The organism is Streptomyces sp. NPDC031445, assembly GCF_055581365.1.
Genome location: NZ_JBVIJO010000003.1, coordinates 184,691 through 210,307, shown reverse-complemented (window position 1 = coordinate 210,307; position 25,617 = coordinate 184,691). Strand labels below are relative to the sequence as shown.

The 25,617-nt window shown below is 72.2% G+C and carries 21 protein-coding genes; 9 read left to right on the top strand and 12 right to left on the bottom strand.

The window, feature by feature from the left end; translation table 11 throughout:
• Positions 1-79: 79 nt before the first annotated feature.
• Entirely contained in the window at positions 80-2,230 is a 2,151-nt protein-coding gene (locus ACZ5DC_RS11205; protein WP_468651616.1) for a SpoIIE family protein phosphatase, read from the top strand.
• Here ACZ5DC_RS11205 and ACZ5DC_RS11200 read toward each other — a convergent pair.
• From ACZ5DC_RS11200 to ACZ5DC_RS11190, 3 genes are all read right to left on the bottom strand, one after another.
• On the bottom strand, positions 2,182-3,246 hold the full coding sequence (locus ACZ5DC_RS11200) for an AI-2E family transporter (RefSeq protein WP_468651614.1): 1,065 nt from the start codon (positions 3,244-3,246) through the stop codon (positions 2,182-2,184). The genes ACZ5DC_RS11205 and ACZ5DC_RS11200 overlap by 49 nt on opposite strands.
• A gap of 128 nt (positions 3,247-3,374) precedes the next feature.
• Positions 3,375-4,346 carry a pirin family protein gene (locus ACZ5DC_RS11195; protein ID WP_171154531.1) on the bottom strand — a complete coding sequence of 324 codons (972 nt, stop codon included), beginning with the start codon at positions 4,344-4,346 and terminating at the stop codon, positions 3,375-3,377.
• A gap of 112 nt (positions 4,347-4,458) precedes the next feature.
• Positions 4,459-4,941, bottom strand: coding sequence for an SseB family protein (locus ACZ5DC_RS11190; protein ID WP_103813517.1), 483 nt, complete (start codon positions 4,939-4,941; stop codon positions 4,459-4,461).
• 161 nt (positions 4,942-5,102) lie between these two features.
• Between ACZ5DC_RS11190 and ACZ5DC_RS11185 the strand changes: the two genes are divergently transcribed.
• The 3 genes from ACZ5DC_RS11185 (at position 5,103) to ACZ5DC_RS11175 (ending at position 8,693) form a co-directional block, all read left to right on the top strand.
• Complete coding sequence (locus tag ACZ5DC_RS11185) at positions 5,103-6,929, top strand: acyl-CoA dehydrogenase (protein ID WP_468652061.1); 1,827 nt, start codon at positions 5,103-5,105, stop codon at positions 6,927-6,929.
• Between the two features lie 96 nt (positions 6,930-7,025).
• Positions 7,026-8,375 (top strand): M18 family aminopeptidase, encoded by a 1,350-nt coding sequence (locus tag ACZ5DC_RS11180; RefSeq protein ID WP_468651611.1) that lies wholly within the window; start codon positions 7,026-7,028, stop codon positions 8,373-8,375.
• 66 nt (positions 8,376-8,441) lie between these two features.
• Positions 8,442-8,693, top strand: coding sequence for a DUF6458 family protein (locus tag ACZ5DC_RS11175; RefSeq protein ID WP_468651609.1), 252 nt, complete (start codon positions 8,442-8,444; stop codon positions 8,691-8,693).
• 31 nt (positions 8,694-8,724) lie between these two features.
• Here ACZ5DC_RS11175 and ACZ5DC_RS11170 read toward each other — a convergent pair whose 3' ends face one another.
• Positions 8,725-10,599, bottom strand: coding sequence for a thioredoxin-like domain-containing protein (locus tag ACZ5DC_RS11170; protein WP_468651607.1), 1,875 nt, complete (start codon positions 10,597-10,599; stop codon positions 8,725-8,727).
• A gap of 91 nt (positions 10,600-10,690) precedes the next feature.
• Positions 10,691-11,548, bottom strand: coding sequence for a calcium-binding protein (locus ACZ5DC_RS11165; protein WP_468651605.1), 858 nt, complete (start codon positions 11,546-11,548; stop codon positions 10,691-10,693).
• 262 nt (positions 11,549-11,810) lie between these two features.
• On the opposite strand from ACZ5DC_RS11165, the gene ACZ5DC_RS11160 reads away from it, so the two are divergent.
• A complete protein-coding gene (locus ACZ5DC_RS11160; RefSeq protein ID WP_366750022.1) occupies positions 11,811-12,305 on the top strand; it encodes an LURP-one-related/scramblase family protein in 495 nt (164 codons plus the stop codon).
• A 6-nt stretch (positions 12,306-12,311) separates the two neighbouring features.
• On the opposite strand, the gene ACZ5DC_RS11155 is transcribed toward ACZ5DC_RS11160, so the two are convergent.
• Positions 12,312-13,112 carry a carbon-nitrogen family hydrolase gene (locus ACZ5DC_RS11155; RefSeq protein WP_468651602.1) on the bottom strand — a complete coding sequence of 267 codons (801 nt, stop codon included), beginning with the start codon at positions 13,110-13,112 and terminating at the stop codon, positions 12,312-12,314.
• A gap of 218 nt (positions 13,113-13,330) precedes the next feature.
• Between ACZ5DC_RS11155 and ACZ5DC_RS11150 the strand changes: the two genes are divergently transcribed.
• Positions 13,331-14,155: a maleylpyruvate isomerase family mycothiol-dependent enzyme gene (locus ACZ5DC_RS11150; protein ID WP_366750020.1), complete on the top strand. Its 825-nt coding sequence runs from the start codon at positions 13,331-13,333 to the stop codon at positions 14,153-14,155.
• Between the two features lie 49 nt (positions 14,156-14,204).
• Here the strand turns inward: ACZ5DC_RS11150 and ACZ5DC_RS11145 are convergent, their stop codons facing one another.
• Both ACZ5DC_RS11145 and ACZ5DC_RS11140 read right to left on the bottom strand, forming a co-directional pair.
• On the bottom strand, positions 14,205-15,515 hold the full coding sequence (locus ACZ5DC_RS11145) for an MFS transporter (RefSeq protein ID WP_468651600.1): 1,311 nt from the start codon (positions 15,513-15,515) through the stop codon (positions 14,205-14,207).
• Complete coding sequence (locus ACZ5DC_RS11140) at positions 15,512-16,186, bottom strand: GntR family transcriptional regulator (RefSeq protein ID WP_468651598.1); 675 nt, start codon at positions 16,184-16,186, stop codon at positions 15,512-15,514. Before ACZ5DC_RS11140 ends, ACZ5DC_RS11145 begins: the two co-directional genes overlap by 4 nt.
• Positions 16,187-16,374: 188 nt before the next feature.
• Here ACZ5DC_RS11140 and ACZ5DC_RS11135 point away from each other — a divergent pair, with 188 nt between their 5' ends.
• Both ACZ5DC_RS11135 and ACZ5DC_RS11130 read left to right on the top strand, forming a co-directional pair.
• Positions 16,375-17,277 (top strand): D-alanyl-D-alanine carboxypeptidase family protein, encoded by a 903-nt coding sequence (locus tag ACZ5DC_RS11135; RefSeq protein ID WP_468651596.1) that lies wholly within the window; start codon positions 16,375-16,377, stop codon positions 17,275-17,277.
• Between the two features lie 162 nt (positions 17,278-17,439).
• Entirely contained in the window at positions 17,440-18,450 is a 1,011-nt protein-coding gene (locus tag ACZ5DC_RS11130) for a DUF1648 domain-containing protein (RefSeq protein ID WP_468651594.1), read from the top strand.
• Between the two features lie 72 nt (positions 18,451-18,522).
• On the opposite strand, the gene ACZ5DC_RS11125 is transcribed toward ACZ5DC_RS11130, so the two are convergent.
• From ACZ5DC_RS11125 to pdhA, 3 genes are read right to left on the bottom strand one after another with little or no spacing between them, the layout of a single operon-like run.
• Positions 18,523-19,923 (bottom strand): dihydrolipoamide acetyltransferase family protein, encoded by a 1,401-nt coding sequence (locus ACZ5DC_RS11125; RefSeq protein ID WP_468651592.1) that lies wholly within the window; start codon positions 19,921-19,923, stop codon positions 18,523-18,525.
• A 10-nt stretch (positions 19,924-19,933) separates the two neighbouring features.
• Positions 19,934-20,911 carry an alpha-ketoacid dehydrogenase subunit beta gene (locus tag ACZ5DC_RS11120; protein WP_468651590.1) on the bottom strand — a complete coding sequence of 326 codons (978 nt, stop codon included), beginning with the start codon at positions 20,909-20,911 and terminating at the stop codon, positions 19,934-19,936.
• Position 20,912: 1 nt separating this feature from the next.
• Positions 20,913-22,142 carry a pyruvate dehydrogenase (acetyl-transferring) E1 component subunit alpha gene (pdhA, locus tag ACZ5DC_RS11115; protein WP_468651588.1) on the bottom strand — a complete coding sequence of 410 codons (1,230 nt, stop codon included), beginning with the start codon at positions 22,140-22,142 and terminating at the stop codon, positions 20,913-20,915.
• A gap of 552 nt (positions 22,143-22,694) precedes the next feature.
• On the opposite strand from pdhA, the gene ACZ5DC_RS11110 reads away from it, so the two are divergent.
• Positions 22,695-23,711 (top strand): phosphotransferase, encoded by a 1,017-nt coding sequence (locus ACZ5DC_RS11110; protein WP_468651586.1) that lies wholly within the window; start codon positions 22,695-22,697, stop codon positions 23,709-23,711.
• 90 nt (positions 23,712-23,801) lie between these two features.
• Here the strand turns inward: ACZ5DC_RS11110 and ACZ5DC_RS11105 are convergent, their stop codons facing one another.
• Positions 23,802-25,445, bottom strand: coding sequence for a protein kinase domain-containing protein (locus ACZ5DC_RS11105; RefSeq protein WP_468651584.1), 1,644 nt, complete (start codon positions 25,443-25,445; stop codon positions 23,802-23,804).
• Between the last annotated feature and the right edge of the window lie 172 nt (positions 25,446-25,617).

The following is a 25,617-nucleotide window of genomic DNA, read 5'->3' as shown; positions in this document are numbered from 1 at the left end:
TCGGCTCCCACCATTACCGTCCGTACCGCTCGCCCGTCTACGGTGGCAGGCTCCGCACACCTCTCCATAAAGTGGGGCAATGCGTACAGGTGAGCCGCTGCCGTCCGTGGAGGAGGTCCTCGCCTCCCTCGCGACCGGGCTCTGGCACTGGAACACCCACACCGGGCTGGTCACCGTGGACGCGGAGGCGGCGCGGCTGCTCGGCCTGCCGGCGGAGCCCGCCACCCTGACGGAGGCGCAGACCCGGGCCCGCCTCCATCCGGTCGACTGGAACGAGATCACCGGCGTGGTGCGGCTGGCCGTCGCCGAGGGCACCCTCGCCGAGGTGCGCATCCGGATCATGGACGGGGACGGCAACATCGTGCGGATCGTCCGCAGCCGGTCCAAGCCGTCCTTCGACCCCGAGCGGCACGCGTACGAGCTGATCGGCACCCTCCAGGAGGTGACCGATCCGGCCCCGGGCACGGCGGCCGGCCGCAGCGCCGTCACCGGGGACTGGCGGCGCTCCCGCGAGGCGTTCCTGCTGGACGCGGGCCGGGCGCTGGCGGAGGCCCGGTCCACGGCGGAGGTGCTGCGGGTCGCGGGCGCCCTGTCGATGCCGGGGTTCTCGCCGGACGGGCTCGTGGTGTTCGGCGTCGAGGGCGACCGGCTGACGATCACCGGCCAGCACGGGCACACCCCCGCCGACATGGGCCCCTTCTCGAACATGCCGCTGGCGGCCGACTACCCGGCGGCCGAGGTCGTCCGCACGGGCCGCGCGGTGTACCTCTCCTCGCCCGAGGCCTACCGGGAGCGCTACCCGGCGACCTGGCCGCTCGCCCGGCACTTCGGGCGCCGCTCCTGGGCGTTCCTGCCGCTCACGGCCGGCGGGCGCACGAGGGGCGCCTGGATGGCCGCCTTCACCTATCCCGTGGCGTTCACCCCGGACGAGCGCGCGGTCCTGACGACGGTCGCCCGGATGCTCGCCCAGGCGCTGTTCCGGGCCGGCGCCGCCGAGTCCGCGCGGGAGCTGACGGAGGGCCTCCAGCGCTCCATGCTGCCCTCGCTCGGCCCCGAGATCCCCGGAATGCGGGTGGCCGCCCGCTACATCCCGACCGGCGGCGGACTCCAGGTCGGCGGCGACTGGTACGACATGATCCCGCTGCCCTCCGGCCGCTTCGCCCTGGTCATCGGGGACGTCCAGGGCCATGACGTGCGCGCGGCCGGCCTGATGGGCCAGCTGCGGATCGCGCTGCGCGCCTACGCCTCCGAGGGGCACCGCCCGGACGCCGTCCTCTCCCGCGCCTCCCGCTTCCTGCACGGCCTCACCGACGACGCCGGGGAGGACGCGCTGGCCGACCTCCGCTTCGCGACCTGCCTGTACGTGGAGGCCGACCCGACGACCGGGCGGCTGGAGATGGCCCGCGCCGGCCACCCGGACCCGGTGATCCGGATGACGGACGGCACGGTGATGACCCGGCCGACGGCGGGCGGGCTGCCGCTGGGCCTCGACCCGGACGCCGACTACCCGACGACCCGGTTCACGCTCGAACCCGGCGAGACGCTGATGCTGTGCACCGACGGCCTGATCGAGACCGGCGGGCACGACATGGAGAGCGGCTGGCGCCGGCTGCGCGCGATCCTGGAGGACCACGAGGGCGACCTGGAGTCCCTGGCCGACGCGCTGGTGCAGGGCGTGCACGGGCCGTCCTCGCACCACACCACCGGTCCGCTGGCCGACCGCCGCGAGGACGACATCGCGCTGCTGCTGATGGGCCGGCCGGGGGAGGGCCGCGGGCGCGGCGACACCCTCGCGGTACGGCCGGTGGTGCGGCGCACGCTGCTGTCGGTGGCGCAGGACGAGCCGGAGCGGATCGCCGAGGCCCGCCAGCACCTGCGCGGGCTGCTGCACGACTGGACGTCGGTCGAGCAGGTGGACGCGGCGGTGCTGCTGGTCTCGGAGATGGTCACCAACGTGCTGGTGCACACCGACGCCGACGCGGTGCTGCTCGCGGAGGTCATGGGCGAGGGTCCCGGGCGGCGGCTGCGGGTGGAGGTCTTCGACACCGGCGACGACCTCCCGCACAAGCGCCGCCCCGGTGAACTGGCCTCCTCCGGGCGGGGCCTGATGCTGATCGAGCTCCTCGCGGACGGCTGGGGCGTGGACCCGCGGGGCGAGGGCAAGAGCATCTGGTTCGAGCTCTACGAACCGGGTGGCTCGGGGGCGGGCGCGTCGCGGGACGTGGCCTGACGCCCGCGCAGTTCCCGGACGGCGCCGAAGGCCGCCGCGGTCAGCGGGACCGCGAGGAGCATGCCGAGGATGCCCGCGACCGAGGCGCCCGCGGTGATCGTGAGCAGCACGGCGGCCGGGTGCATCTGCACGGTCCGGCTCTGGATCACCGGTTGCAGCACGTGTCCCTCCAGCACCTGCACCGCGAGCACCACCCCGAGCGCCCACAGCGCGATGACGAAGCCCCGGTCGGCCAGGGTGACCAGCACGGCCACCGCGCCGGAGAGGAAGGCGCCGAGGTAGGGGATGTACGCGCCGACGAAGACGAGTGCGCCGAGCCCGATCGCGCCCGGCACCCGGAGGACCAGCAGGCCGACGGTGATGCACAGGGCGTCGATGAGCGCGATGACGGTCGTGCCGCGCATGAAGCCCTCGACCGCGGCGAAGGACCGCCGGGCGATGGCCTCCAGGAGCTCGGCGCTGCCGCCGGGCGCGAGCGAGCGCAGGCCGGCCAGGGCGCGGTCGGAGTCGCGCAGGAAGAAGAAGACGAGCAGCAGGGCGAGCACGGCCATGGCGATGGACTCGGCGACGACGCTGACGCCGCTGATGACGTTGGACGCGGCGGTGCCGCCGAACCTGCCCAGCAGCTGCCGGGCGTTGGCGGCGAGGTCGTCCAGGCTGGTCCCGGCGGCGCCGAAGTGCCGTGCGACCCCCTTGGCCGCGTTCCGCAGCGAGGCGAGGATCTCCGCGCCGGTGTCGACGAGCGCGGCGACGACGATGTACACGGCGCCGCCGACGACGGCCACGACGGCGACGCAGGTGAGCCCGGCCGCCACCGACGCCTGCACCCCGGCCCGCACCAGCCACCGGTGCAACGGCCCGAGCAGCGCGGTCCCGAGCAGGGCGAGCAGCACCGGCGTGACGGCCGTACGGAACTCCGCGCACAGCCGCACCCCGACCCAGCCGACCCCGGCGGCGAGCAGCAGCACGGCGCACCAGGCGGCGAACCGGCGGGCGGCGACAGGGAGGAACTGCACGCGTCCAGCGGATCACGCGGCGCGCCGGCTGTCCTGTGCCGCGGGTCCGGGCGGGTGAGCACACGCCGACCCCGGCCGACGTACGGCCGGGGTCGTGAGGGGGAGCCGGCGGGCCCGCCGCTGAGCGGTCAGATACCGCCCTCGGTCATCCCGTGGACCGCCGGGATGCTGCCGAGCCGGCCCTTCTGGAAGTCCTCGAAGGCCTGCATCAGTTCTTCCTTGGTGTTCATGACGAACGGGCCGTAGTGGGCCATCGGCTCCCGGATGGGCTGTCCGCCGAGGAGGACGACCTCCAGGTCCGGGGTGTGCGAGTCCTGCTTCTCGTCCGCGCGGACGGTGAGCGAGGAGCCGGCGCCGAAGACGGCCGTCTGGCCCAGGTGGATCGGGCGGCGCTCCGCGCCGACGCTGCCGCGGCCCGCGAGGACGTACGCCAGACCGTTGAAGTCCTCCCGCCACGGCAGGGTGAGCTCCGCTCCCGGGGCGAGGGTCGCGTGGATCATCGTGATCGGGGTGTGGGTGATGCCCGGGCCCTGGTGGCCGTCCAGCTCACCGGCGATGACCCGCAGCAGCGCGCCGCCGTCGGGGGTGGTGAGGAGCTGGACGTTGCCGCCGCGGATGTCCTGGTAGCGCGGGGCCATCATCTTGTCCTTGGCGGGCAGGTTCACCCACAGCTGGAGCCCGTGGAAGAGGCCGCCGGACACGACGAGGGACTCCGGCGGGGCCTCGATGTGCAGCAGGCCCGAGCCCGCGGTCATCCACTGCGTGTCGCCGTTGGTGATGGTGCCGCCGCCGCCGTTGCTGTCCTGGTGGTCGAAGACGCCGTCGATGATGTACGTGACGGTCTCGAAGCCGCGGTGCGGGTGCCAGGGGGTGCCCTTGGGCTCGCCCGGCGCGTACTCCACCTCGCCCATCTGGTCCATCATGATGAACGGGTCGAGGTGGCGGTAGTTGATCCCCGCGAACGCCCGGCGCACCGGGAAGCCCTCGCCCTCGTAACCGCTCGGGGCGGTCGTGACGGTGAGCACGCGGCGTGCCACGGCGTCGGCGGGAGCGGTCACACGGGGCAGCGTCAGCGGGTTCTCGACGGTCACTGCAGGCATGGTGGGTACCTCCTTGGTACGCCCACTTTAGTTGAGCGTTGAACTTCTTGCCACCCAGAACAGAGAAAGCCCGGAGGGCATTCCCCTCCGGGCTCCCCGCGCGCGACGGCGTCTAGCCGTACATGCGGCGCATCGCGAAGTCGACCATCTGCTCGACCGCCTTCGCGTCGAAGACCATCCGGTGCTCGCCCTCCATGTCCAGGACGAAGCCGTAGCCGGTCGGCAGCAGGTCGATCACCTCGGCGCCGGTGATGACGAAGTACTTGGACTCCTTGCCGGCGTACCGGCGCAGCTCCTTCAGCGAGGTGAACATCGGGATCACCGGCTGCTGGGTGTTGTGCAGCGCCAGGAAGCCGGGGGTGTCACCGCGCGGGCAGTACACCTTCGACGTCGCGAAGATCTGCTGGAAGTCCTCGGCGGACATCTGCCCGGTCGTGAAGGCGCGCACCGCGTCCGCGAGCGAGGGCGGCGACGGCTCGGGGTACAGCGGCGGCTGCTGCCCGTATCCGCCGACACCGCCCGGCATCTGCTGCTGCGACGAGGCGTACTGCTGCTGGGCAGCGCCCCCGTCCATGGGCTGGCCGTATCCGTACATGCGCGTAAGCGTACTGAGAACCGGGCGAGGGGTGGGTCACAGATACCGGGATCGGGGTTGCTTGTTATTACCGACGGGTAGCATCATCGTAGCTACTTGTTGGTACGTGAACTAGGTGCGAGGAGCAAGTGCCTCGCCGATCCCTCTACGGAGCCGTCGCCATGGGGCACTACAAGCCGAATCTCCGCGACATCGAGTTCAACCTCTTCGAAGTACTGGGGCGCGACAAGGTGTACGGCACCGGCCCGTTCGAGGAGATGGACGTCGAGACCGCCAAGAGCGTCCTGGAGGAGCTGACCCGCCTCTCCGAGAACGAGCTGGCCGAGTCCTTCGCCGACGCCGACCGCAACCCGCCGGTCTTCGACCCGGAGACCAGCACCGCGCCCGTCCCGGCGTCCTTCAAGAAGAGCTACCAGGCCTTCATGGACTCCGAGTACTGGCGGCTCGGCCTGCCCGAGGAGATCGGCGGCACCACCGCTCCGCGCTCCCTGATCTGGGCCTACGCCGAGCTGATCCTGGGCGCCAACCCGGCCGTGTGGATGTACTCCTCCGGCCCCGCGTTCGCCGGCATCCTCTTCGAGGAGGGCAACGAGGTCCAGAAGCACATCGCCGAGATCGCCGTCGAGAAGCAGTGGGGCTCCACCATGGTCCTCACCGAGCCCGACGCGGGCTCGGACGTCGGCGCCGGCCGCACCAAGGCCGTGCAGCAGGAGGACGGCTCCTGGCACATCGAGGGCGTGAAGCGCTTCATCACCTCCGGTGAGCACGACATGTCGGAGAACATCCTCCACTACGTGCTCGCGCGCCCCGAGGGCGCCGGCCCCGGCACCAAGGGCCTGTCCCTCTTCCTCGTCCCGAAGTACCTCTTCGACTTCGAGACCGGCGAGCTGGGCGAGCGCAACGGCGTCTACGCCACCAACGTCGAGCACAAGATGGGCCTGAAGGCCTCCAACACGTGCGAGATGACCTTCGGCGACAAGCACCCCGCCAAGGGCTGGCTGATCGGCGACAAGCACGACGGCATCCGCCAGATGTTCCGCATCATCGAGTTCGCCCGCATGATGGTCGGCACGAAGGCGATCTCCACGCTCTCCACCGGCTACCTCAACGCGCTGGAGTACGCCAAGGAGCGCGTCCAGGGCCCGGACCTGGCCAACTTCATGGACAAGACCGCGCCCAAGGTCACCATCACCCACCACCCCGACGTGCGCCGCTCGCTGATCACGCAGAAGGCGTACGCGGAGGGCATGCGCGCCCTCGTCCTCTACACCGCCTCGATCCAGGACGCCATCCAGGTCAAGGAGGCGAACGGCGAGGACGCCTCCGCCGAGCACGCGCTGAACGACCTGCTGCTGCCCATCGTCAAGGGCTACGGCTCCGAGAAGGGCTACGAGCAGCTCGCCCAGTCGCTGCAGACCTTCGGCGGCTCCGGCTTCCTCCAGGAGTACCCGATCGAGCAGTACATCCGGGACTCCAAGATCGACACCCTCTACGAGGGCACCACGGCGATCCAGGGCCAGGACTTCTTCTTCCGCAAGATCGTCCGCAACCAGGGCGCCGCGCTGAACTCCCTCGCCGAGGACATCAAGAAGTTCCTGGCGCTCGGCACCGGCGGCGAGGAGCTGTCCGGCGCCCGCGAGCACCTGGCCAAGGCGGCCGTGGAGCTGGAGGCGATCGTCGGCCTGATGCTGACCGACCTCGCCGCCACCGAGCAGGACACCAAGAACATCTACAAGGTCGGCCTGAACACCACCCGCCTGCTCATGGCCTCCGGTGACGTCGTCGTCGGCTACCTGCTCCTGAAGGGCGCCGCGATCGCCGCCGAGAAGCTGGCCACGGCCTCGGCGAAGGACAAGGCGTTCTACACGGGCAAGATCGCCGCGGCGAAGTTCTTCGCGGCGAACGTCCTGCCGGGCGTCACCCTCGCCCGCAAGGTCGCCGCGGGCGTCGAGCTGGACCTGATGGAGCTGGACGAAGCGGCGTTCTGACCGGACGTCCGGACCTTCCGGACGACCCCGTCGATTCCACGCACGGGCCCGCTCCTTACCGGGAGCGGGCCCGTGCACGTCGTTAAGGTGAATCCCATGAGCGCACCATCCCGCCCGTCACCCGCCGCCGCCCCTCCGGGGAGCGCCTCGCGCGCTCCCCTCACCTTCGACCGCGGCCACACCGACGACCTGATGTCCTTCCTGGCGGCGAGCCCGACGCCGTACCACGCCGTGGCGAACACCGCCGACCGGCTGGAGAAGGCGGGCTTCCGGCAGGTGGCGGAGACGGACGCCTGGGACGGGACGCACGGCGGCAAGTACGTGCTGCGCGGCGGTGCGATCGTGGCCTGGTACGTGCCCGAGGGCGCCGAGCCGCACACCCCCTTCCACATCATCGGGGCGCACACCGACTCCCCGAACCTGCGGGTCAAGCCGCGCCCGGACAGCGGGGCGCACGGCTGGCGCCAGGTCGCCGTCGAGATCTACGGCGGCCCGCTGCTGAACTCCTGGCTGGACCGGGACCTCGGCCTGGCCGGCCGGCTGACCCTGCGCGACGGCTCCTCCGTCCTGGTCGACGTGGACCGGCCGCTGCTGCGGGTGCCGCAGCTCGCCATCCACCTGGACCGTTCGGTCGGCTCGGAGGGGCTCAAGCTCGACCAGCAGCGGCACCTCCAGCCGGTGTGGGGCCTTGGCAACGACGTGCTGGACGGCGAACTCATCGCCTTCCTGGAGCAGGAGGCCGCCCTGGAGGCGGGCTCGGTGACCGGCTGGGACCTGATGACGTACCCGGTGGAGCCGCCCGCCTACCTCGGCCGGGACCGCGAGCTGGTCGCCGGTCCGCGGATGGACAACCTGCTGTCCGTGCACGCCGGTGCCGCCGCCCTCGCCGCCGCGGCGGCCTCCGGCGCGGCCCTCACCCGCATCCCGGTGCTGGCAGCCTTCGACCACGAGGAGAACGGCTCGCAGTCGGACACCGGCGCGGACGGCCCGCTGCTCGGCACCGTCCTGGAGCGCTCGATCCTCGCGCGCGGCGGGTCGTTCGAGGACCGGGCCCGCGCCTTCGCCGGGACGGTCTGCCTGTCCTCCGACACGGGCCACGCCGTGCACCCCAACTACGCCGAGCGGCACGACCCGACACACCACCCGCGCGTCAACGGCGGCCCGATCCTCAAGGTCAACGTCAACAACCGCTACGCCACGGACGGTTCGGGCCGCGCGGTGTTCGCCGCGGCCTGCGAGAAGGCGAACGTCCCCTTCCAGACCTTCGTCTCCAACAACTCCATGCCGTGCGGCACCACGATCGGCCCGATCACCGCGGCCCGGCACGGCATCCGCACGGTCGACATCGGCGTGGCGATCCTTTCCATGCACAGCGTCCGCGAACTCTGCGGCGCCGACGACCCGTTCCTGCTCGCGAACGCCCTGACCGCCTTCCTGGAGGGCTAGTCGGAGCCTGAGGGGGTACCCGGACGGCACCGGAGATTCCGGAACCGGAAGGGGAGGCGAGGTCTCATGGGTCTCGGCGGATGCATCATCCTCATCGCCGTGGGGGCCATTCTGACGTTCGCGACCGACTGGCACATGCACGGTGTCAACCTGACCGTGGTCGGCCTGATCCTGATGGCCGTGGGCCTGATCGGCGTCGCCACGTTCAGCGGAATAGCCCGCCGCCGCCGCGTGGTGGTCCCGCCGACGACCCAGGTGGTGGAGGAGGAACCCCGCCACCACCGCGTCGACGGCTACTCCGACGGCTACGGCGTCTGACGGCTGAACCCACCTGCGCCTGAAGGTGGGTTCAGTCGTTTTCCGGCGACGTGCCCGCCGGCCGCGCCGCTCGGTCCTGCCCGGGGGCCGTCTCGTCCATCCCCGCCAGTACCAGCGGCAACCGGTCCGCGCCGCCCTCGGTGAGGCGGACCGGGACGCCCCAGTCCTGCTGGTGGACATGGCAGGCCGGGTACGCGTTGGCGGGGTCGTCGTCGCAGGAGGCCGCCATCGCGGAGACGTGCAGCACGCCCTCGGTGACGGCCGGGTTCAGTGCCAGGTCACGCGACAGGTCGGTGTCCGCTCCCTCGCCCTTGAGCAGCAGCTCGGGCGGGGTGGCGGAGACGAGCAGCCGGGTCGAGGGGCCGTACCGGGTGTCGAGCTTCTGGCCGGCCGGGGCCTGGAAGATCACGTCCAGGCGCAGCGCGCCGGGGGCGACCTCGGTCGCGGCGCGCTGGGTGCGGTGGGCGACCGACTCCACGCGCACCGCCTCCTCCGGCAGCCGCAGCCGGGTCAGCCGGTGCCGGGCCGACTCCACGACCACGATGTCCTCGCCGGCCAGGACCGCGTCGCTGGGCTCGCGCAGGTCGGTGGCGAGCGTGGTGACCTCGCCGGTCGCCGGGTCGTAACGGCGCAGGGCGTGGTTGTAGGTGTCGGCGACGGCGACCGAGCCGTCCGGCAGCGCGGTGACACCCAGCGGGTGCTGGAGCAGGGCCTGGCCGGCGGCGCCGTCCCGGTGGCCGAAGTCGAACAGGCCGGTGCCGACGGCGGTGTGCACCTGCCCGTCGGGGTCGACCCAGCGCAGGGCGCTCGTCTCGGAGTCGGCGAGCCACAGCCGGTCGGCGGTGGCCGCGAGGCCGGAGGGCTGGGCGAACCAGGCCTCGGCCGCGGGCCCGTCCACCAGCCCCTCGTTGGTGGTGCCCGCCGCCACGGCGACCGTGCGGCCGGCCGGGTCGTACGTCCACAGCTGGTGCACGCCGGCCATCGCGATCCACACCTTGCCGCCGAAGACCGCCACGTCCCACGGCGAGGAGAGGTCCACCTCGCGGGCCGGGCCGGAGGTCGCCGAGCCCTGCCACCACTGCTTCCCGGTGCCCGCCAGGGTGGTCACCTCGCCCGTGGCCGGGTCCAGGCGGCGCAGGGCGTGGTTGACGGTGTCGGCGACCACCACCGAGCCGTCGTCGAGCAGGGCGAGGCCCTGGGGCTCGTTGAAGGACGCCTCTGCGGGGCCGCCGTCGGTGAATCCGCGCGTGCCGGAGCCGATGCGCCGTACGACGGTCTCGGCGTCCCCGGCCAGCTCCACCAGCTGGTGCCGGGTGGTGTCGCTGACCAGGAAGGTGCCCGACGGCAGCAGCAGGGCCTTACCCGGGAAGCGCAGCGTCGTCGGCTCGGGCTCCGGCGGCACATAGGGGCCGTCGCCGCGGCGCAGGGTGCCCTTGGCCTCGTGCTCGGCCTCCAGCTCGGTCACCAGCCGCTCGATGGCGTGCACGTGCCCCTCGCCCGCGTGCTGTGCGACGACGTACCCCTCGGGGTCGATCACCACGAGCGTCGGCCAGGCCCGCACCGCGTACTGCTTCCAGGTGGCCAGCTCGGGGTCGTCCAGGACCGGGTGCGCCACGCCGTAGCGCTCCACGGCGTCCACGACCGCCTGGTGCTCGGCCTCGTGCACGAACTTCGGCGAGTGCACCCCGATCACCACGAGCGTGTCCCGGTGCTTCTCCTCCAGCTCGCGCAGCTCGTCCAGGACGTGCAGGCAGTTGATGCAGCAGAAGGTCCAGAAGTCCAGGACGACGATGCGTCCGCGCAGGTCGGCGAGGGTGTACTGCGTCTCTCCCGTGTTCAGCCAGCCGCCCTTGCCGATCAGCTCGGGGGCGCGGACTCGGGCGCGTCGGGGTGCGGAGTCGGTCATGACCCCAAGGGTGCCACCTGACGCCGGCAGCCGTTCCGGCGCCTGTGGACAACCCGGGCGCGGTACGACTCGCCCGTGCCCGGCGCGGCGGTCAGTCCTGGTGCAGCACGTTCCGTCCGGGGCCGCCGGAGAGCGTGTCCCGGCCCGGACCGCCGTAGAGCCTGTCGTTGCCGCTGTTGCCGTACAGCTTGTCGTTGCCGCTGTTGCCGTACAGGACGTCGTCGCCCTTGCCGCCGTACAGGGTGTCGTCGCCGGTGCCGCCGGTGAGCGTGTCCTTGCCGTCGTCACCGGCCAGGTACTGCGCTCCGCTGCCGCCGTGCAGCACGTCGTCGCCCTTGCCGCCCTGCACGATGTTGTCGCCACCGCTCGCGTCGATGGTGTCGTTCCCGTCGCCGCCCCAGGCCAGGCCCTCCTTGCCGACCGTGAGCCTGTCGTTGCCCGCGTCGCCCGAGACGTAGGCGCCGTCGAGGCGGCCGGAGTCGGTCGCCTTGTCGTTGCCGGAGCCCAGGGAGATCTGGGCGTAGTAGTAGATCTGGTCGGTGGCGTTCTTGTAGGCGAGGGTGTCGTCGCGGTCACCGAGGTTCACGACGAGGGCGGCGTACGGGTCCTGGCTGTCGAGGCTGGTGACCGTGCAGGAGACCTTCGTGGGGTCCGCGCCGTCCGGGTGGGCGCAGCCGTGACCGGCCTTGATCGTGACGGTGTCGTCGATCACGTAGGTGATGCCCGAGCGGTCGGCGGTGAGGGACGCGGTGACGGTGGCCTTGTTGGCCTGGCCGGGGGCGGCCTGGTACGTGAGCTGCCAGTCGTACTGGTTGACCGCGGCGGTGGCGGGCGAGGTGGCCGCCGACGCGGTGCCGGCCAGGGCGGACGGCACGGCCAGCGCGGCGGCCGTGCCGACGGCCAGGGCGAGCGCGCGGGCGGGCCGGCGGTGGTGGGTACGAGCGGACACGGTGACCTCCGGTGGGAACGGGCGGACTCTTCGGCCGGCCGGCGCCGGCTTCCGCACCGTTCGACTCGGGGGTGGTGCCGTTGGTTGGCCAACGCCCCGGGGCGCACCGGAAGTTCATCCGCGGAACACCTGGCGTCCCGGTGGATTCCGGCGTCCCGTCAGGGGCGCGCCGCGAGACGCTCGACGTGGAGCGCGCGCGGTCCCCGTGCCGGTCCGGCGACGGCCTGTGACGATCGGCTCGCGCCGGGGAAGCATGACCCGTATGAGATTCCTCGTGCGCGACCGGATCCTCGGCATCGGTGACGACTGGTGGATCGAGGACGAACAGGGCCGGAAGGTGTTCCTCGTCGACGGCAAGGCGATGCGCCTGCGGGACACCTTCGAGCTGAAGGACACCCAGGGGCGGGTCCTGATCGACATCCACCAGAAGATGTTCGCCCTGCGCGACACCATGCTGATCGAACGCGACGGCGAGCCCCTGGCCAGGATCCGGCGCAAGCGGCTGTCCCTGCTGCGCAACCACTACCGGGTCTCCCTGGTGGACGGCACCGAACTCGACGTCAGCGGGAAGATCCTGGACCGCGAGTTCGCCGTCGAGTACGACGGCGAACTCCTCGCGGTGATCTCCCGCCGCTGGCTGAGCATCCGCGACACCTACGGCGTGGACGTCGTACGGGAGGACGCCGACCCGGCGCTGCTGATCGCGGTGGCGGTGTGCGTGATCCACCTCGCCGAGAAGGAGGGGGAGGAGGACTGACGCTTCCTAGGGCAGGCGCCGGGGCGGTTCGAGACCCAGTACCCGGTCCTTGAGCGCCGGGAACTGTTCGCGGGTCGCGCCGGTCCTCGCCGGGTCCAGGTCGACCGTGAGGACCTCTTCCCCGGGGCCGGCCTCGGCGAGCACCTCGCCCCACGGATCCACCACGATCGAGTGACCCGCCTGCGGAACTCCGGCGTGGGTCCCGGCCGTTCCACAGGCGAGCACGAACGCCTGGTTCTCCACCGCCCGCGCACGGGCCAGCAGCGTCCAGTGCGCGCGCCGCCGCTCGGGCCAGCCCGCCGGGATCACCAGCGTCTCGGCGCCGGCGTCGACCAGACCGCGGAAGAGTTCGGGGAACCGGAGGTCGTAGCAGGTGGCCAGGCCGAGCGTGGTCTGCGGCAGCCGGACCGTCACCAGGTCCCGGCCCGCGCCCATCAGCACCGCCTCGCCCTTGTCGAAGCCGAAGCGGTGGATCTTGCGGTAGGCCGCGGCCCGCTCACCGGAGGGGGAGAAGAGGAGGGACGTGTTGTAGAGGGTGCCGTCCGGGTCCCTCTCGGGCAGGGAGCCCGCGTGCAGCCACACGCCCGCGTCGCTCGCCGCCTTGGCCATCGCCTCGTGCGTCGGCCCTTCGAGCGGCTCGGCCGCGCGGCCGAACTCCTCGAACGCGAAGGCGCCGGTGGTCCACAGTTCGGGCAGGACGACGAGGTCGGCCCCGCTCTGCTCCCGCACCAGCGCGGCCGCGCGCAGGCGCCGGGAGTCGACCGGTTCGTCCTCGTCCACAGCGATCTGGATCAGCGAGGCGCGCACACTACCACCGTCCTGGCATTCGAGTCGTCCACACGGGCCTACGATCGTCACACGAAAGCACTGCCGGGGTGCCTTTCAGCAGCGTAACTTGGGGGTGCCCCCAGTTCGAGCGAGCCGAGAACCTGGGAGCCTTCCGAAGACACCCGCCGAAGTGCAGCCGCCCACTGGCCATGCCGCCACAACCTGCCCGTGTACCGACCGCCGAGGGGTCCCGTTCCGTGAGTCTGCATCCCACCCTCCAGCCCTACGCCGACGCCTGGACCCACTCCGTCGAAGCGATATCCGAGATGGTGCAGCCGCTCGTCGAGGGCGAGTGGAACCGGCGGACACCCTGCCCCGGCTGGTCGGTGCGGGACATCGTGTCCCATGTCATCGGCCTGGACTGCGAGATGCTCGGCGACCCGCGCCCCATCCACTCCCTGCCGCGCGACCTCTTCCACGTCACCACCGAGCACCAGCGCTACATGGAGATGCAGGTCGACGTCCGCCGCCACCACACGGCGCCGGAGATGACGGCCGAGCTGGAGTACACGGTCATCCGCCGCAACCGCCAGCTGCGCAACGAGGCCCGCGACCCCGGCACGAAGGTGCGCGGCCCGCTGGGCAAGGACATCACCCTGGAACAGGCCTACCGTGCCCGCGCGTTCGACGTGTGGGTGCACGAGCAGGACCTGCGCACGGCCCTCGGCCGCCCGGGCAACCTGGACTCGCCGGGCGCCTACGTCACCCGGGACGTCCTGCTGGAGGCACTGCCCAAGGTCGTGGCGCACGACGCGGACGCCCCGCGCAGCTCGGCGATCGTGTTCGACGTACACGGCCCGGTCGAGTTCCTGCGCACCGTCCGCGTCGACATCCAGGGCCGCGGCACGGTGGAGACCGCCCCCGCCCTCGGCCCGGCGGCCACCCTCAGCCTCGACTGGGAGACCTACGTCCGTCTGGCCTGCGGCCGGGTGAGCCCCGAGGCGGTGGCGGACCGGGTGAAGACGGAGGGCGACCAGGACCTCGCGGCGGCCATCCTGCGGCACTTCGCGGTGACCCCGTGACGGCACCCGGGCGACCGGGGACGGGCGGGCGTGCGGGGGCGCCCGTGGCTCACGCCGCGGGCACGTGCACCGTCTCCACCCGGCTGGCGACCAGCCGCTCCCGCTCCCGCCGCGCCGCCCGCCCGCGCAGCCGCAGGATCTGACCGACCCCGAGCGCCTGGAGCACGAACACCGCGCTGAACGCCACGGTGTAGTCGTCCCCCGTCGCGTCCAGCAGCACGCCGATCGCGAAGAGCGTCGTCATGGAGGCGATGAAGCCACCCATGTTGGTGATGCCGGACGCGGTGCCCTGTCGCTCGGGCGGGTTGGCCGGCCGGGCGAAGTCGAAGCCGAGCATCGACGCCGGTCCGCACGCGCCGAGCACCGCGCACAGCACCAGCAGCAGCCACATCGGGGCGTGCTCCCCGGGGTAGGCCAGGGTCGCCGCCCACAGCAGCGCGGTGGCGGCCACCGTGCCCAGCGCCAGCGGCAGCCGCGCCGCGTGGTGCCGGGCGACGATCTGGCCGTAGACCAGGCCGATCACCATGTTGGACAGCACGACGAGGGTGAGCAGTTCACCGGCCGTGGCGCGGCTGAGGCCCTGCGCCTGGACCAGGAACGGCAGGCCCCACAGCAGCAGGAACACCATCGCCGGGAACTGGGTGGTGAAGTGCACCCACAGGCCCAGGCGGGTGCCCGGCTCCCGCCAGGACGCGGCGATCTGCCGGCGGACGTAGGCCCCGCCGCGGTGCGGGGACGGCGCCGGCTCCTGCCCCTCCGGGTGGTCCTTCAGGAACAGCAGGGTGAGCACGAGGACGACCGCGCCCGCCAGCGCGCTGCCCGCGAACGCCGGGGTCCAGCCGATGCCGTGCAGCAGCCGGGACAGGACCAGCGTGGAGACCAGGTTGCCCGCCATCCCGACCAGGCCCGCGAGCTGCGCGACCAGCGGCCCGCGCCGGACCGGGAACCAGCGGGTGCCGAGCCGCAGCACGCTGATGAAGGTCATCGCGTCGCCGCAGCCCAGCAGCGCCCGGGAGGCCAGCGCGGTGCCGTACGAGGGGGAGAAGGCGAAGCCCAGCTGCCCGGCGGTGAAGAGCACCGCGCCGATGCTCAGCACCTTCTTGGTGCCGAGGTGGTCCACGAGCAGGCCGACGGGTATCTGCATGCCCGCGTACACCAGCAGCTGGAGGATGGAGAACGTGGAGAGGGCGGAGGCGCCCACGTGGAAGCGGTCGGCCGCGTCGAGGCCGGCCACCCCCAGCGACGTACGGAAGATGACGGCGACGAAGTAGACGGCCACGCCTATGGACCACACGGCGACGGCCCGGCGCCCGCCCGGCGGATCGCCCGGAAGGGTGGCGCCGCGTTGCGGCAGGCTCATCGGACCTCACCCCGGGCCAGGTGCGAGAACCAGCCCACGTGCCGGTGCACGATCCCGACGGCCGCCTCCGCGTCGCCGGCGCGCAGCGCGTCCAGGATCTCCTCGTGCTCGGCGAGCGTCTTGGCGATCCGGTCGGGGTGGGAGTGCATGACGGCGACGCCCATCCGCAGCTGCCGGTCGCGCAGCTGGTCGTAGAGCCGGGAGAGGATCTCGTTGCCGCCGCTGCGGACGATCTCGGCGTGGAAGCAGCGGTCGGTGACCGCGGCGGCGGCCAGGTCGCCGGCCGCGGCCTGCGCCTTCTGCCGCTCCAGCAGCTCCGCCAGCCGCTCCAGCAGGCCCGGCGGAGCGGGTACGGCCTTGCGGGCCGCGTGCTCCTCGACCAGCAGCCGGGTCTCCACCACGTCGGCGATCTCCTGTGCGGAGACCGGCAGGACCAGGGCGCCCTTCTTCGGGTAGAGCCGGATGAGGCCCTCGGCCTCCAGTCGCAGCAGGGCCTCCCGGACGGGGGTGCGCGAGACGCCGACGGCCTCGGCCAGCTCACCCTCGGTGAGCAGGGTGCCGCCCTCGTAGCGGCGGTCGAGCACACCCTGCTTGACGTGGGTGTACACCCGGTCGGCGGCGGGTGGCGGCTTGAGGGACTGCGGGGCGGACTGCTCGACGGCCGTGTTCATGCCGACAGCATAGATACAACACGTACGCAAGAGCGGGACCGTCCACCATGCGGACGTGACGCACGTCTCTCGCAGCGACCGCACAACCTTCTGTGCTACTTACGTGTCACACCTATGCGGCCCCCTTTCGCTTGCCACCTCAACTCGGCCGCATTCCAGGGGCATTCAAGACATTCGAGGTCATCACTTTGAATACCGGCATCAAGGGCATCCGCCTCCGCAGAGCAACCGCCGTCGCCATCACGTCCGGCGCGCTGCTCGCGACCGGTGCCCTCACCGCAGCGCCCGCGCAGGCCGTCACCACGCCGTCGATCGTGGCCAAGGGCGGGTTCGTGATGAACAACGCCAACGCCAAGACGCTGTACACGAAGGCGGCGGACACCAAGCGCTCCACCGGCTCCACCACCAAGATCATGACCGCCAAGGTCGTGCTCGCCCAGTCGAACCTGAACCTCGACGCCAAGGTCACGATCCAGAAGGCGTACAGCGACTACGTCGTCAAGAACAACGCCTCCCAGGCCCACCTGATCGTCGGCGACAAGGTGACCGTGCGTCAGCTGCTGTACGGCCTGATGCTGCCGTCCGGCTGCGACGCCGCCTACGCCCTCGCCGACAAGTTCGGCTCCGGCTCCACGCGGGCCGCGCGGGTGAAGTCCTTCATCGGCAAGATGAACACCGCCGCCAAGAACCTGGGCCTGAAGAACACCCACTTCGACTCGTTCGACGGCATCGGCAACGGCTCCAACTACTCGACGCCGCGCGACCTGACGAAGATCGCCAGCAGCGCGATGAAAAGCTCCACGTTCCGCACCATCGTCAAGACCAAGTCGTACACCGCGAAGACGGTCACCAAGACCGGCAGCACCCGCACGATGAACCCGTGGAAGAACACCAACGGGCTCCTCAGCAGCTACAGCGGCACCATCGGCGTGAAGACCGGTTCCGGCCCGGAGGCCAAGTACTGCCTGGTCTTCGCCGCGACCCGGAACGGCAAGACCGTCATCGGCACCGTCCTCGCCTCCTCCTCCATCACCCAGCGCGAGACGGACGCCAAGAAGCTGCTCAACTACGGCTTCGCCAAGGCCGGCTGACACTCCTTCCGGCCGCAGGGCCCGACGCGCACGGCGTCGGGCCCTTTTGCACGAGCGGGTCTCCTCGGCGATCCGGCGGGCCGTCGCCGAGGGCGCGTGCGCAGCCGGTGACCGGCTGGGCTACAGCCGGAGCGATCTCATCGACATGATCCGGGGGCTGACGTGACGGGTGCGACCGGCAAGGCGGGAAAGGGCGACGGGCGCGCGTCCCGGAGCCGTACGGCGCGCTGGTGGCCCATCGGCTCGGCAGCGGCCGTCACGGCCGTGCTCGCCGGCCTGCCCTGGACCGTGCGCGGCCGGCTCCCCGGCCGCCTGGCGACCCACTGGGGCGGCGGCGCCCCCGACGGCTCGATGCCCCTGTGGGAGGCGTCCCTCTTCCCGGCGGGCGTCTGGCTCGTGATCACGCTCGCGGTGAGCGTGCGGTGGCGCCGCTCCTGGCCGGCCGTACGGCCCTGGCGGGCGCTGACACTGGCGCCCACGGCGACACTGCTCGTCGGCGCGCAGGTCTGCGTGGTCCGCGCCAACCTGGACCGCGCGGACTGGCACGAGGCCCGTCTGCCGGCCCTCTCCGTGGTGGTGTGCCTGGCCACGGCAGCGGTCGTCGGCGCGCTGACCTGGCGGTTCACGACCCGGCCGACCGCACCGCCGGCCACCGCGGCCCCCGGCCTCGAGCTGTCCGGGAGCGAGCGGCCGGTGTGGTTCTCCCGCGTGGCCAACCCCTGGCTGCAACTGCTGGCGGCGGTGGCGGGCCTGATCGCCGCCGGCTCGCTGGTGGCGCCGGCCGTCGGCCTGGCGGACCCCGCCGGACTGTGGCCGGCGTGCGCGGGCTGCACCGTGGTCTCCCTCGCCGGCGCGGTGTTCTCCTCGGTCCAGGCGAAGGTGTCGGAAGCGGGCCTGGAGGTGTCGTTCGGCCCGCTCGGCTGGCCCGCCCGCCGGTGGGCCCCGGCGGCCATCGAGTCCGCCCGCGCCGAGCGACGGCTCCCGTCCCAGGTCGGTGGCTGGGGCTACCGCCTCAGCGGCCTCGGTACGACGGTCATGCTCCGCGCCGGCGACTGCCTGGTCGTACGCCCCCGGGGCCGCCGTACGGACTTCGCGGTGAGCGTGGACGACGCCGAACGGGGCGCGGCCCTGCTCAACGCCCTGCGGCGCGCTTCCGGGCCGGGTACCCCGTGAGGGAAGGGCGGTCGCAAGCGGACGCTGCGGCCGCCCCCTCCATGTCTCCGGCGTCACCGTCCCAAAAGGCGCTCAGGCCCAGGTGATCAGCCGCTTCGGCTGCTCCAGGATCGCCGCGACGTCCGCGAGCACCTTGGATCCCAGCTCGCCGTCCACCAGGCGGTGGTCGAAGCTCAGGGCCAGGGTGGTGACCTGACGCGGCTTCACCTTGCCCTTGTGGACCCACGGCTGGAGCTTGATCGCACCGACCGCGAGGATCGCCGACTCGCCCGGGTTGAGGATCGGGGTGCCCGTGTCGACGCCGAAGACGCCGACGTTGGTGATGGTCACCGTGCCGCCCTGCATCGCCGCGGGGGAGGTCTTGCCCTCGCGGGCCGTGGAGACCAGCTCGCCCAGCGCCTGCGCCAGCTGCGGGAGCGTCTTGTCCTGCGCGTCCTTGATGTTCGGGACGATCAGGCCGCGCGGGGTGGCCGCCGCGATGCCCAGGTTGACGTAGTGCTTGCGCACGATCTCCTGGTTCGCCTCGTCCCAGGACGCGTTGACGTCCGGGTTGCGCTTGATGGCCACCAGCAGGGCCTTGGCGATCAGCAGGAGCGGGTTGACCCGCAGGCCCTGCATCTCCTTGTCCTGCTTCAGCTCCTCGACCAGCTTCATCGTGCGGGTCACGTCCACCGTCACGAACTCGGTGACGTGCGGCGCGGTGAACGCCGAGCCGACCATCGCCTGCGCGGTGGCCTTGCGGACGCCCTTGACCGGGATGCGGGTCTCGCGCGCGGTGTCGTACGACGCCACGGGCGCCGGGGCCGCGGGAGCGGCGGGTGCCGCCGTGACCGGGGCGGCCGGCTCGGCCGTCCGGGGCGTGGCCGCCGCGTGGACGTCGTCACGGGTGATGATGCCGTCCGGGCCGGACGGGGTGATCGCGGCCAGGTCGACGCCCAGGTCCTTGGCCAGCTTGCGCACCGGGGGCTTGGCCAGCGGGCGGGACTTCTCGGAGATCGCGCCGCCGTGGCCGTTCAGCTCCGCCTGGACCGCCTGGGCCGGCGCCGGAACGGTGACCTCGGGGCCCTTGCGCGGGCGGCGCCTGGTGGAGGAGGTCGCCACGCCGTACCCGACGAGGACCGGCTGGCGGCCCTCCGGCTTCGGCTCCTCCTGGGCCGGGGCCGGTGCCGCCGCGGGCTGCTCGGCGGGGGCCTGCGGCGCGGCACCGCCGGCCCCGGCCACCGCCACCGCGATGATGGGCGTGCCCACGTCCACCGTGGTGCCCTCGGGGAAGTGCAGTTCGCGCACCACGCCGTCGTAGGGGATGGGCAGTTCGACGGCCGCCTTCGCCGTCTCCACCTCGCAGACCACCTGGCCGTCCGTCACCGTGTCGCCCGGCTTGACGTACCACTTGAGGATCTCGGCCTCGGTGAGTCCCTCGCCCACGTCGGGCATCTTGAACTCGCGTACGGACGCTTCCGTCATCGTCGTCACGACCCTCTCCTCAGTACGCCAGCGAGCGGTCGACGGCGTCGAGCACACGGTCCAGGTCCGGCAGGTACTCCTCCTCCAGGCGCGCCGGCGGGTACGGGGCGTGGTAGCCGCCGACCCGCAGGACCGGTGCCTCCAGGTGGTAGAAGCAGCGCTCGGTGATCCGGGCGGCGATCTCCGCGCCGGAGCCGAAGAACACCGGTGCCTCGTGCACCACGACCAGGCGGCGGGTCTTCTCCACCGAGGCCTGGACGGAGTCGAAGTCGAGGGGGCTGACCGAGCGCAGGTCCAGGACCTCCAGGGACTTGCCCTCCTCGGCCGCAGCGGCCGCCGCCTCCTGGCACAGCTTCACCATGGGGCCGTAGGCCGCCAGGGTCAGGTCGGTGCCCTCGCGGACCACGCGCGCCTTGTGCAGCGGGGCGGGGATCGCCTCGGGGTCGACCTCGGCCTTGTCCCAGTAGCGCCGCTTGGGCTCGAAGTAGATCACCGGGTCGTCGCTCTGGATGGCCTGCTGCATCATCCAGTACGCGTCCGACGCGTTGGACGGGGAGACCACCTTCAGGCCCGCCACGTGCGCGAACAGCGCTTCCGGGGACTCCGAGTGGTGCTCGACCGCGCCGATGCCGCCGCCGTAGGGGATGCGGACGACGACCGGCAGCTTGACCTTGCCCAGCGAGCGGGCGTGCATCTTGGCGAGCTGGGTCACGATCTGGTCGTAGGCCGGGAAGACGAAGCCGTCGAACTGGATCTCCACCACCGGGCGGTAGCCGCGCAGGGCCAGGCCGATCGCGGTGCCGACGATGCCGGACTCGGCGAGCGGGGTGTCGATGACCCGGCTCTCGCCGAAGTCCTTCTGCAGTCCGTCCGTCACCCGGAAGACGCCGCCGAGCTTGCCGACGTCCTCGCCCATGATCAGGACCTTGGGGTCGGTCTCCAGGGCACGGCGCAGCGACTCGTTGATGGCCTTGGCCATCGCCATCTTCTCGGCCATCTCAGTGACCCCCTTCATCGGCGAACGACGCCTGGTAGGCGGCGAACTGGGCGCGCTCCTCGTCGACGAGCGCGTGCCCGTCCGCGTACGCGTTCTCGAAGATGGCGAAGCGGTCCGGGTCGGGCATGGCGCGGACCGCTTCGCGCACTCGTCTGCCCAACGCCTCGGACTCGCTCTCGAGTTCCGCGAAGAATCCCTCGTCCGTGTGGTGTGAGGTCTCCAGGTACCGGCGCAGGCGCAGGATCGGGTCCTTCGCCTCCCAGGCCAGCCGCTCCTCGTCGCCCCGGTAGCGGGTGGGGTCGTCGGAGGTGGTGTGGGCGCCCATGCGGTAGGTGAACGCCTCCACCAGGGTGGGGCCCTCGCCGTTGCGGGCGCGCTCCAGCGCCCACTTGGTGACCGCGAGACAGGCCAGCACGTCGTTGCCGTCGACCCGGACGCCCGGGAAGCCGTAGCCCTGGGCGCGCTGGTAGAGCGGGACGCGGGTCTGCTTCTCGGTGGGTTCGGAGATCGCCCACTGGTTGTTCTGGCAGAAGAACACCACGGGGGCGTTGTAGACGGCGGAGAAGGTGAACGATTCGGCGACGTCGCCCTGGCTGGAGGCGCCGTCGCCGAAGTAGGCGATGACCGCCGAGTCCGCGCCGTCCTTGGCGATGCCCATCGCGTAGCCGGTGGCGTGCAGCGTCTGCGAGCCGATGACGATCGTGTACAGGTGGAAGTTGTTGCTGTTCGGGTCCCAGCCGCCGTTGTTCACACCGCGGAACATGCCGAGCAGGTTGGTCGGGTCGACGCCGCGGCACCAGGCGACACCGTGCTCCCGGTAGGTCGGGAAGACGTAGTCGTCCTCGCGGGTGGCCCGGCCGGAGCCGATCTGGGCGGCCTCCTGGCCCAGCAGGGAGGCCCACAGGCCCAGTTCGCCCTGGCGCTGCAGGGCGGTGGCCTCCGCGTCGAAGCGGCGGGTGAGCACCATGTCGCGGTACAGGCCGCGCAGCTCTTCGGGGGTGATGCCGGCGACGTAGGGGTCGTACTCGGCGTTCTTGACCCGCTTGCCCTCCGGCGTCAGCAGCTGGACGAGCTCCGGCTCGGTGCCCTTCCCCGCGGTGCTGCGGGTGGCGCGCTTGGCGCCGGCGGCCCCGGTCGCGGCCCGGGTGGTACCGGTCTTGCCGCCGGCGGTGCCGGCCTTGCCTGCGGCGGTGCGTCGCGGCTTGCGCGCGGCACTGCTCTCCACGGTCACGTGTGCTCCTCCGTCGTTCCGGCCCCCGGGGTTGCCGGTAGGCCAGTGCGGCTCACCTGTTTCGACCACCGGGGCACGGGGTGGGTGCCACTCGGCCGGGAACAGGCGTGACAGGTGCCCCGGCGAGCGCCCTGCAACCATCACGTTACCCAGTGCCCCACATTTCTGTGAAACCCCGTTTGACCTGCGATTTTGCTTGGATTTCCAAGTAAATCGAGGTGATGCGGAAGCGCGCTGGTCACAGCCTTGCGGCAGTCCGGAGCACCCGCACGTTATCCCGCGCACCCAGGTCACGGGAAGAGTTTCATGTGAGACCGGCCTCGCACACGAAGACGGAAAAGTCGCGCTTTATCTACTGCATACGGATGACGTCGGGGACCGCGGACGGGTGAGTCAGGGGTGAGGGGCCGCGCCGCGGCCCGCACGGAAGCGGAAAAGCCCGTCTCGTGACCGAAAGCGACCATCGGCGACTGCCTGTGACAAGCCCCAGCTCACAGGGTCCGCGCGTGCCCTAGCATCTGGCGCGTGCCGTGCTCATGTGTACCACCCCCCGTGCCCCACGCACTCCCCCTGGGCGCCCTGCTCCGCCTGTACGCCGCGGGTACCGCCCTCACCTGTGAGCCGGTCGACCAGGGTCTGCTCAACCGCGGCTACCGGCTGTGCACCACGCGCGGCCGTTACTTCCTCAAGCACCACTTCGACCCGGACACCGCCGACCCGGCCGCCATCGAACGCCGGCACCGGGCCACCCGGCGACTCGCCGACCTCGGCGTCCCGGTCGCCGTACCGCTCGCGCACCGCGAGGGCCGCACGGTCGCCGTCGTCGGCGGCCACGCCTACGCCCTGCACCCCTGGATCGACGGCAGGCACCGGCACGGCGGCCAGCTCACCCGCGGCGAGAGCGCGCGCCTGGGGGCGCTCCTGGGCGCCGTGCACGCCTGCCTGGAGCGCGTGATGCCCCCCAAGGGGCGCACGCGCCCGGCGACGAGCCCGCACCCGGTCAGGAGCGCGGACCCGGCCGCCACCTTCGCCCTCATCGACCACCTGCTCGCCCACGTCCGCCGGCACCGCCCCGCCGACGCCTTCGACGAACTCGCCCGGCACCGGCTGCTGGAACGCCGCGCGCTGCTGGAGCAGCACGCGGACCGGCGCCCCCCGCGCGGCGGTTCGGTGGGCTGGGTGCACGGCGACTTCCACCCGTTCAACCTGCTCTACAAGGACGACGCCCCGGCCGCCATCGTGGACTGGGACCGGCTCGGTGTGCAGCCGCGCGCGGAGGAGGCCGTACGCGCCGCCGCGATCTTCTTCGTGGCGCCCGGCGGGACCCTGGACCTGCCGAAGGTGCGGGGCTACGCGCGCGCGTACCGGCGCGCGGCCGGCGCCACGCCCTCGGAACTGGCCGCGGCCGTGCACCGGGTGTGGTGGGAGCGGCTGAACGACTTCTGGATGCTGCGCTGGCACTACGAGCGCGGCGACACGCGCGCGGACACCCAGTTCCCGGCCGCGTCCGCCCTCGCGGTGTGGTGGACCCGCGAGTACGACGCCGTGTGCGACGCGTTCGTGCAATAGCCGGCCGGCCGCGTGTCCCGGACGGACGTCAAGCCCGGTGCGGGCGGCGCCACCTCAAGGGGACGCCGTCCCGGCCTGCGTGGGTGTGCTTCAACCGGTGGTGGCTCCGGTGCTGCCGTCCGTCGTGGTGCCGCCCGTGTCCGTGCCGCCGGTGTCGCCGGTGCCCGCGTCCGTACCGCCGGCGTCGCCGGTGCCCGCGTCCGTACCGCCGGTGTCGCCGGTGCCCGCGTCCGTGCCGCCGTTCGTCGGGTTCGTGGGCTGGGACTGCGAGGTCTGCGGCTGCGACGGCTCGGTGCTCGGGGTGGAACTGGCCGTCCTCGACGGGGTGTACGACGGCGTGGTCGCCGGCGGCCAGCCGGAGCCGGTGCCCGTGCCGGAGCCGTTGTTCGTCTCGGTCTGCGAGGGCTGGTCGGTCTTGTCGTCGGACGGGGTCGGGGTGGGCGACTCGTGCTTCGTGCTCCTGGACTGCGTCTTGGTCGGCTGGACGTCGGTGTCGTTGCCGCCGCTGCCGCCGCCCGCGCCCTTCACCGCCAGCGCCACGCCCGCCGCGATCGCGATGACCGCGAACACGGCGAGGAGCCACAGCTTGCCGCGTCCGCCGCCCTTGTTGCCGTGCCCCTCGAAGCCGCCGTCGTCGCCGCTGCCGTAGCCCGCGGGCAGGATCGGCTGCGGGATCTGCGTGGTGCCCGAGGCGTCCACCGGGTGCGGCATGACGGTCGTCCCGGCGAAGCCGCCCGCCGGGGTCTGCCGGCCGTCGTGCGCCTCCACCGGGCCGGTGTTCCAGGTGCCCGTATGGCCGCCCTGGTCGTAGAGCATCTGCAGGCCGTACTGGACGAGCCCGCGCATCTCCTCGGCCGTCTGGAACCGGTCGTCGGGCTCCTTGGCGAGCGAGCGCATGACCAGGCCGTCCAGCTCCGGCGGGCAGGTCCCCTCGGAGACCTGCGACGGCGGCACCGGCATGTCCTGGACGTGCTGGTAGACCACCGACAGCGGGGTCTCGCCGGTGAACGGGGGCCGCAGCGCGAGCAGTTCGTACAGCAGGCAGCCGGTGGCGTACAGGTCGGAGCGGTGGTCGACGGCCTTGCCGAGCGCCTGCTCCGGGGACAGGTACTGCGGGGTGCCCATGACCATGCCGGTCTGCGTCATCGTCGTCGACGCGCCGTGCAGGGCGCGGGCGATGCCGAAGTCCATCACCTTGACGGCACCGCTGTGGGTGATGATGACGTTCGCCGGCTTGATGTCACGGTGGACGATGCCGTGCTGGTGCGAGTAGGCGAGCGCCTCCAGCACCCCGGAGACGATGATCAGGGCCTGCTCGGGGCCCGGCGCCTCCGCGTTCATCAGCAGGTCGCGGATGGTGCGGCCCTCGACCAGCTCCATGACGATGTACGGCACGGACTGGCCGCCCACCGTGTCCTCGCCGGAGTCGTACACGGCGACGATCGCGTGGTGGTTGAGGCCGGCGACGGACTGTGCCTCGCGGGTGAAACGGGCCTTGGAGACCGGGTCCTCGGCCAGGTCCGCGCGGAGCAGCTTGACCGCGACCGTCCGGCCCAGGCGGACGTCCTCGGCCGCGAACACCTCGGCCATGCCGCCCCGGCCCAGCCGGTGCGTGAGCCGGTAGCGGCCGTCGCCGACGAGCCCGCCGTTGCCCCACATCTCCGGCGCGTCCGACATGCCGCCGCCAGTCGCCTCGGGGTCGGACGGGCCCTGAGAGCGCTGCGTCTGTGCCATCAGTCCTCGCCGTCGTTTCTGCCCGCGGTGCGCGCGGTGTTGTTACGGTCTCCGTCCGCCACGCTACAGCCTCCGCGGGGACCACCGGTTCGGAACGGCAACCGGGACCCACCCGGGACGGACCGGTCATGAAACCTCTAGCACGGGCAGTCGTGCAAATTCCGTGAGCCGC

Bases quoted from the DNA above. Each gene is read 5' to 3' on its own strand.
- ACZ5DC_RS11205 (WP_468651616.1), top strand. From the start codon at position 80: ATGCGTACAGGTGAGCCGCTGCCGTCCGTGGAGGAGGTCCTCGCCTCC.
- ACZ5DC_RS11195 (WP_171154531.1), bottom strand. From the start codon at position 4,346: ATGCCTGCAGTGACCGTCGAGAACCCGCTGACGCTGCCCCGTGTGACC.
- ACZ5DC_RS11190 (WP_103813517.1), bottom strand. From the start codon at position 4,941: ATGTACGGATACGGCCAGCCCATGGACGGGGGCGCTGCCCAGCAGCAG.
- ACZ5DC_RS11185 (WP_468652061.1), top strand. From the start codon at position 5,103: ATGGGGCACTACAAGCCGAATCTCCGCGACATCGAGTTCAACCTCTTC.
- ACZ5DC_RS11180 (WP_468651611.1), top strand. From the start codon at position 7,026: ATGAGCGCACCATCCCGCCCGTCACCCGCCGCCGCCCCTCCGGGGAGC.
- ACZ5DC_RS11175 (WP_468651609.1), top strand. From the start codon at position 8,442: ATGGGTCTCGGCGGATGCATCATCCTCATCGCCGTGGGGGCCATTCTG.
- ACZ5DC_RS11170 (WP_468651607.1), bottom strand. From the start codon at position 10,599: ATGACCGACTCCGCACCCCGACGCGCCCGAGTCCGCGCCCCCGAGCTG.
- ACZ5DC_RS11160 (WP_366750022.1), top strand. From the start codon at position 11,811: ATGAGATTCCTCGTGCGCGACCGGATCCTCGGCATCGGTGACGACTGG.
- ACZ5DC_RS11145 (WP_468651600.1), bottom strand. From the start codon at position 15,515: ATGAGCCTGCCGCAACGCGGCGCCACCCTTCCGGGCGATCCGCCGGGC.
- ACZ5DC_RS11140 (WP_468651598.1), bottom strand. From the start codon at position 16,186: ATGAACACGGCCGTCGAGCAGTCCGCCCCGCAGTCCCTCAAGCCGCCA.
- ACZ5DC_RS11120 (WP_468651590.1), bottom strand. From the start codon at position 20,911: ATGGCCGAGAAGATGGCGATGGCCAAGGCCATCAACGAGTCGCTGCGC.
- ACZ5DC_RS11105 (WP_468651584.1), bottom strand. From the start codon at position 25,445: ATGGCACAGACGCAGCGCTCTCAGGGCCCGTCCGACCCCGAGGCGACT.